Here is a 5,986-nt window from a genome sequence, read left to right as displayed (position 1 = left end):
CTGGTCGATCCAGTTCTCGATCAGGCTCGCCGTCGCCACATCCTCGGCCTCGTCGCACAGGTCATGGACGGCGCGCATGCTGGCGACCAATGCCAGATTGTCCTCACGCAACTCGGCCAGCATCCCGGACGGGTCGACATAATCCGCATTGTTGTCCTTCAGCCGCTGCAACCGCGCGATATGGCCGATCGAGCGAATGGTCGTGCCGCCGATCTTGCGCACGCGTTCCGCGATATCGTCGGTCATCGCATAGACCTCGCCCGCCTGGTCATCCAGCAGCAGGTGGTAATCCCGGAAATGCGGGCCGCTGACATGCCAGTGGAAATTCTTGGTCTTGAAGTAAAGGACAAAAACGTCCGCCAGCAGCGCGTTCAGTCCGCCGCTGATGTCCCGAATCTCGTTCGATCCAAAACTCGAGGGCGTCGCCAACGGCGCCTTCCGACGCGTCGCCGCATCAGGCCCCTTGCTCGCCGTATCCTTGGCTTTCGCCATTTCAGTCTCCTTGTTCTTTGTTTGACGCAACTTCACCGGAACGCAACGCGACAGGCGTCAACTGGTTCCGTCGTGCTGCGGATTTCAACCCCATTCCCGTCCCCTGGGAACTCACCCATCGTCAGGGATAAGTGGCCTGGCCGTACTTCTTTGCCATGTCGTCGATGACGGCGTCGATGCTCTGCGCCTGATCCGCGCTTGTCTTGAAGAATTTCACTTCCAAACGCGAATTCACCCGCATGCTCGACGTCTTGCGTTCGTAATAGTCTCCGGGTCCGTAATAGTCATAAGGATAGTCGCCGGGGAACCAGGGAACCGGTCCGAACCCGCCCGGATAGCGCCGGTAGCCATAGCCATAGAAGCCATAGCCATAGAACCCCGGCTGATAGGTACGCTGGACGTTCGTATCCACGTCGGTGTCGGTGTGCTCGTCGACGAGCTTCAGCGCCGAGAAGCCCTGCTCGCGGCCGAGCTGGGCGGCGCGCCAGAAGGCGAGGTCATGGGCCTTCGCTTTCGCCGCCACGATGTCGGCGTCGGCGTCGGAACGGCTGGCCGAGACCTTGAGCCGGGGCGTCAGGTAGCTGACCTGATACTGGTCCGGTTCCAGCATGACTTCCGAATAGCCGTAATTGCCGTTCACGCCGATCGGAACCATGGCCGGCTTCGGCGGAGACGGCGCCGTGCTGCAGGCAGCGAGCAACAGGACCGTGAGCGCAAGCGCCATCAGGCCGGGCCGGGGCATCATCGCCGCCAGAATGCGCGACCCGCGACGAAGGAACGAAAACGAGATCACGGGCGATAACTTCTGCGTGAGGCTGTGGATGAACATGCTCCCTCAAGCCGTTGTCGCGGACAGCGAGCGCGGGATGTCATTGGTTACCGGCCTGTGCCTACTAGGTCCCGCGGAAACGATCGTCTACCCTCGGTCGGCCTGCCTCGAACGGGGCGAGCAGCATTTTCATAGGTCCTCATCCACAGGGAGAGTTGTGCATGAGCCGGAAGTCTTGGATCGCCTTCGGCGCCGCTACCATCGTTGCCATCGGCATCGGTGTTGTCCAGAGCACCCACAGCATTGCCGATTCTCCCGTCATCGCTCAGCGCCGGGCGCTCATGAAGGAAATGGGCAAGCAGATGGGGATCATCAACGACTTCCTGCAAAAAGGCACAGGGACCGCCGCGGACGCGACGGCCGCCGCCAACCTGATTCAAGCGGATTCCACCAAGATCCCCGGCTTGTTCCCGCAAGGCACCAGCCTGAACGACAATGTCGGCGAGACCGGCGCCAAGCCCGATATCTGGGCCAATTTCGAGGACTTCAAGCAGCATGCCGAGCATCTCGGCGCCCTGGCGACCGCGACCGCGGCGGCGATCCCGCTCGGCGAGAACACGGCGAGCGCGGATGCCTTCGCCAATATGGGCAAGGACGGTTGCGGCGCCTGCCATCAGACCTACCGGCAAAAGCTGAACTGACGTCCGCTCTATCCCAATCTCTTGACGTGCAATGAGATTTTCGGGCCCGCCCCAATCTGGGCGGACCCGTTCTCCTGTCAGCGCCACAGCGCCGACGGGCTGTTCAACACGTCCGGATTGAGGGCGAGGCAATAACCGCCATCGGACTGCATTTTCCGGCAGGCCGCCTTGGCCTCGTCCTGTCCCAGCCCCACCACCAGGGCCGCCCAGCGATAGGTGCCTTCCTGCTGGCGCCGGATGATCGCCGGCTGGCCATGTTTGAGAACCGCCTGCAGGGCCTTGCGTGCCCGGTCCACGGTGTTGCGGGCCGCTCCCTGATCCGGGAAGGCCCCGAAGATCACGGCCCAACCAGGCAGCTTGCTGCTGCCGCCTTCGAGCGAAGCGCTGGGCAGGGTGCTGCATTCGGCCGAGGAGAGCTGGCGCGGCGCGTCCTGCGTGTCGCCATCCGGCATGGCGACAAGGTCGGGAAAGGACGGCAGCACGGGCGTCTGGAACCCGGCATCGAGCAACCGCGCCATCTCGCCATTCCGCTCGCCGCTGGAGCGACCGCCCAACACCACCCCGATCAGGCGCCGTCCCTCGCGCAGGGCCGAGCCCACCAGGTTGTAGCCCGAGGCGCAGGTGAAGCCGGTCTTGAGCCCGTCGGCCCCCTGATAGGCGCTGAGCAGGCCGTTATAGGTCGTCAAGGTGCGGCCGCCCCATTGCAGACTGGTGCTGGCGAAGATCGGATAGCGCTCGGGGAAGTCGGTCATCAGCGCCCGCGCCAGGATCGCCATGTCGCGCGCCGTCGTCACCTGGCCATCGTCGGGCAGGCCGGTGGCGTTGTGGAACACGGTCCGCGTCATGCCGAGCTCGCGCGCCTTCATCGTCATCATGGCGGCGAAGGCGTCCTCGGTGCCGGCGATCCGCTCTCCCAATAGTACGGCGGCGTCGTTGGCCGAGCGGACGATCACGGCCTTGATCGCCTGGGCGACGGTGATGTTCTTGCCCTCGCGCAGCCCCAGCTTGGTTTCCGGCTGGGCGGCGGCGGTCGGCGAGATCAGGAGAGATTCGTCGAGGGAGATCTGACCGCTCTCCAGCGCCGTAAAAGCCAGGTAGATGGTCATCAGCTTGGTCAGGGAGGCCGGGTGCCAGATCCGGGTCGCGTCGACCTGTTGAATGACTTGGCCGGTGCCGGCATCCACCACGATGCTGGCCATGCGGTCGGCATGGGCGGACGAAGCCCCCAGACACGCAGCCAGGGCCGCCGCCAGGACGAACCACCGCCCCTTCCACCCTCGGCTGACTCTCCCCTGCATGCCCTATCCGCGCCCCACAGCCAAACTTGGCCTTTTTTAAGGGGCGGCAGTGTAGAAGCGGGGATAGAACGCGTAAAGCGACCGAGTCTCCCGCCCGGCCCTCCGGAAGCCCCTCTGGAGCCGAGAATTTTCTGTCGATCTTTACAGAGAATTAACGCTTCGCATTCCTAGTATTATGAAGGGGTTAGAGGATGTCGCTGAAAGATGGGATCGAATTCGGGCCCGGTGCGTCGATATCGCGAGGGCAGGACAGCGTGCGGGGGCGGGTTTAGTATGGTTAATGGTGCGGAATTGAATCGCCACGCCGCCAGGGAGGAATGCCGCGTCGTGGATATTGAGGTTGCGAAAGCGGCCAGGTCCGTGCATGGACCCGGCGCCACACGAAAGGAACTGTGAGGCGCCATGTCGCTCATCGTCGTCATCGATGACCGGGTCACCAACCGGAACATTCTCGCCAAGCTGGCAAGCTCGCTTGGCAACGATGTGACCGTGCGCGCGTTCGACGACGCCGCGTCGGCGCTCGACTGGACGACGGAAAACACACCCGATCTCATCATCACCGATTTCAAGATGCCGCGCCTCGACGGCGCGGAATTCATCCGCGCCATCCGTCAGCGGCCGCAATGCTTCGACGTCCCGGTGATCGTCGTCACCGTCTATGAGGATCGCGAGTTCCGCTACAAGGCGCTCGAAGCCGGCGCTTCCGATTTCCTGATCAGCCCCGTCGACCACCACGAATTCCGCGTTCGCGTCCAGAACCTCCTCACCATGCGCCGCCAGCAGGAAATCATCCGCCGGCGCGCCCTCACCCTCGAGGAGGTGCTCAATCTCACCAACCGCCTGCGCACCGAAGAACAGCGCCAGTCCAAGGAAGTGCTGGGGCTCGTCATCGATGCGGTGCCGGCGATGATCTGCGTGTCCGACGCGCAAGGCCAGATCGCCTTCGTCAACAGCTACCAGTGCGAGTTCTTCGGCATCGATGCCGAGGCCGCCGTGGGCAAGCGCGTGGCGGAGCTGTTCGGCGAGGATTATGGTCGCCGGCATCAGGAGTTCTCGGTCCAGGTGATCGACAGCGGTCAGGCCAAGACCGGCCTCGAGGAGCATCTGGTCGATCGCGAAGGCCGCGAGCGCGTGTTCCTCACCACCAAGGCGCCGCTCAATGACGGCCGCGGCCGGGTCGCGACCGTGGTCAGCGTCTCGCTCGACATCACCGACCGAAAGCTGGGCGAACGCGACCTGCGCGACGCCAAGGAACGGGCCGACGCCGCCAACGACACCAAGACCGAGTTCCTGGCGAATACCAGCCACGAGCTGCGCACGCCCCTGAACGCCATCATCGGCTTTGCCGAGATGATGAAGATCGAGCTGCTCGGCCCCATCGGCAATCCGCGCTATCTCGAATATTCCAACGACATCCTCGCCAGCGCCCAGCATCTGCTGCAGATCATCGACGACATGCTCGACGTGTCCCAGATCGAGGCCGGCAAGCTCGAGCTGATCGAGGGCCGGGTCGAGCTGAAGAAGCTGTTCCACGACGTGACCCGGCTGATGGCGGCGCGTGCGGAAGAGGCCCAGATCGAGCTGAAAACCGCCATCTCCGGCAAGCTTCCGCTGCTCGAAGCCGATGAACGGAAAGTTAAGCAGATTCTGCTTAACCTCGTGACCAATGGACTTCGCTTTACCCCGCCTGGTGGCAGCGTGACGATCGGCGCCGCCCTGGCGGAGACCGGCGGGATCCGGATCACCGTGACCGATACGGGTATTGGCATGGCCGAGCAGGACATTCCGATTGCGATCGCCCGTTTCGGCCGGGTCCACCGCGCCGACACCCACAGCCATTCCGGGACGGGTCTCGGCCTGCCCCTGGCGATCGAGCTGACCAAGCTCCATGGCGGCACCTTCGACATTTCCAGTGCCATCGGCGTCGGCACCAGCGTGACCTTGCTGTTCCCGCCGAGCCGCACCCATCGTCAGGCGACCCGTGCCTAACAGCTTTTCCCGAGCCATTGCCGAATGCAGCCGGCGACTGAGCCGGTGGTGGATCGGCCTGCGCAGCAATCAAGGCGACAGGGCGCGCCATGGCTGCCGATACGGATAACCGCAACCCCGAGCAGATCTCGCTGACCCGCTTCCTGCGGGAGCGTTTGCGTCGCCGTCAGGACAGCGAGCACGAGCAGGCGATCGTGCGCGTGGTCATCGTCCTGATTCTCGCCGCCTATTATCTCATCCTGTCGGCGCTGCACGATTTTGCCGCCCCCGCCTTCAGCTGGGGATTCTATTGGGCGGCGGGCTATCTGGTGATTTCGCTGGTCTATGTGGCGTTGATCCTGGCCTGGCCGCATATCTCGCCGCCGCGCCGCCTGGTGGCCATGGTCACGGACTTCGCCACCCTCACCGCCCTGATGCATTGGGGCGGCGAGGCCGGCACGCCGCTCTATCTGATCTATCTCTGGATCACCTTCGGCAACGGCTTCCGTTTCGGCAACCGCTACCTCGCCGCCTCGGCGCTGGTGAGCACCGCCGGCATGATCTTCGTCTGGGCGACCACCGACTATTGGCGCAACTCGCCTCATCTCTCCTTCGGCGCGGTCGCAGCCTTGATGGTGCTGCCCGGCTATGTCGCCACGCTGATCCGCAAACTGACCGAGGCGAAGCGGGCGGCCGAACAGGCGAACCAGGCCAAGAGCCGCTTCCTCGCCACCATGAGCCACGAGCTGCGCACGCCG

Annotated in this window: 5 protein-coding genes and 1 pseudogene; 3 read left to right on the top strand and 3 right to left on the bottom strand. The window is 64.0% G+C overall.

Annotated elements, in window-relative coordinates:
• The coding region (locus ACREE8_RS05920) for a Dps family protein (RefSeq protein WP_431572058.1) at positions 1–492 on the bottom strand (492 nt) is incomplete at its 3' end.
• Positions 493–613: 121 nt separating this feature from the next.
• Positions 614–1,285, bottom strand: a complete 672-nt coding sequence (locus ACREE8_RS05915; protein ID WP_431572057.1) for a CC0125/CC1285 family lipoprotein — start codon at positions 1,283–1,285, stop codon at positions 614–616.
• 197 nt (positions 1,286–1,482) lie between these two features.
• Here ACREE8_RS05915 and ACREE8_RS05910 point away from each other — a divergent pair, with 197 nt between their 5' ends.
• A complete protein-coding gene (locus tag ACREE8_RS05910) occupies positions 1,483–1,962 on the top strand; it encodes a c-type cytochrome (protein WP_431572056.1) in 480 nt (159 codons plus the stop codon).
• A gap of 77 nt (positions 1,963–2,039) precedes the next feature.
• Here the strand turns inward: ACREE8_RS05910 and ACREE8_RS05905 are convergent, their stop codons facing one another.
• Entirely contained in the window at positions 2,040–3,260 is a 1,221-nt protein-coding gene (locus ACREE8_RS05905; RefSeq protein WP_431572055.1) for a serine hydrolase, read from the bottom strand.
• A 402-nt stretch (positions 3,261–3,662) separates the two neighbouring features.
• Between ACREE8_RS05905 and ACREE8_RS05900 the strand changes: the two genes are divergently transcribed.
• Both ACREE8_RS05900 and ACREE8_RS05895 read left to right on the top strand, forming a co-directional pair.
• The gene (locus tag ACREE8_RS05900) at positions 3,663–5,249 is read left to right on the top strand and encodes an ATP-binding protein (RefSeq protein WP_431572054.1); all 1,587 of its coding nucleotides are present in this window, start codon (positions 3,663–3,665) and stop codon (positions 5,247–5,249) included.
• Positions 5,250–5,338: 89 nt separating this feature from the next.
• A pseudogene (locus ACREE8_RS05895) lies at positions 5,339–5,986 on the top strand (hypothetical protein); the annotation flags it as partial.

Origin of the sequence: Hypericibacter sp., from assembly GCF_050729195.1 — a bacterium.
In the GTDB taxonomy this organism is placed as follows: Bacteria; Pseudomonadota; Alphaproteobacteria; order Dongiales; family Dongiaceae; genus Hypericibacter.
Note: the sequence above shows the minus strand (reverse complement) of the source record. Positions and strands in the feature narration are given on the sequence as shown.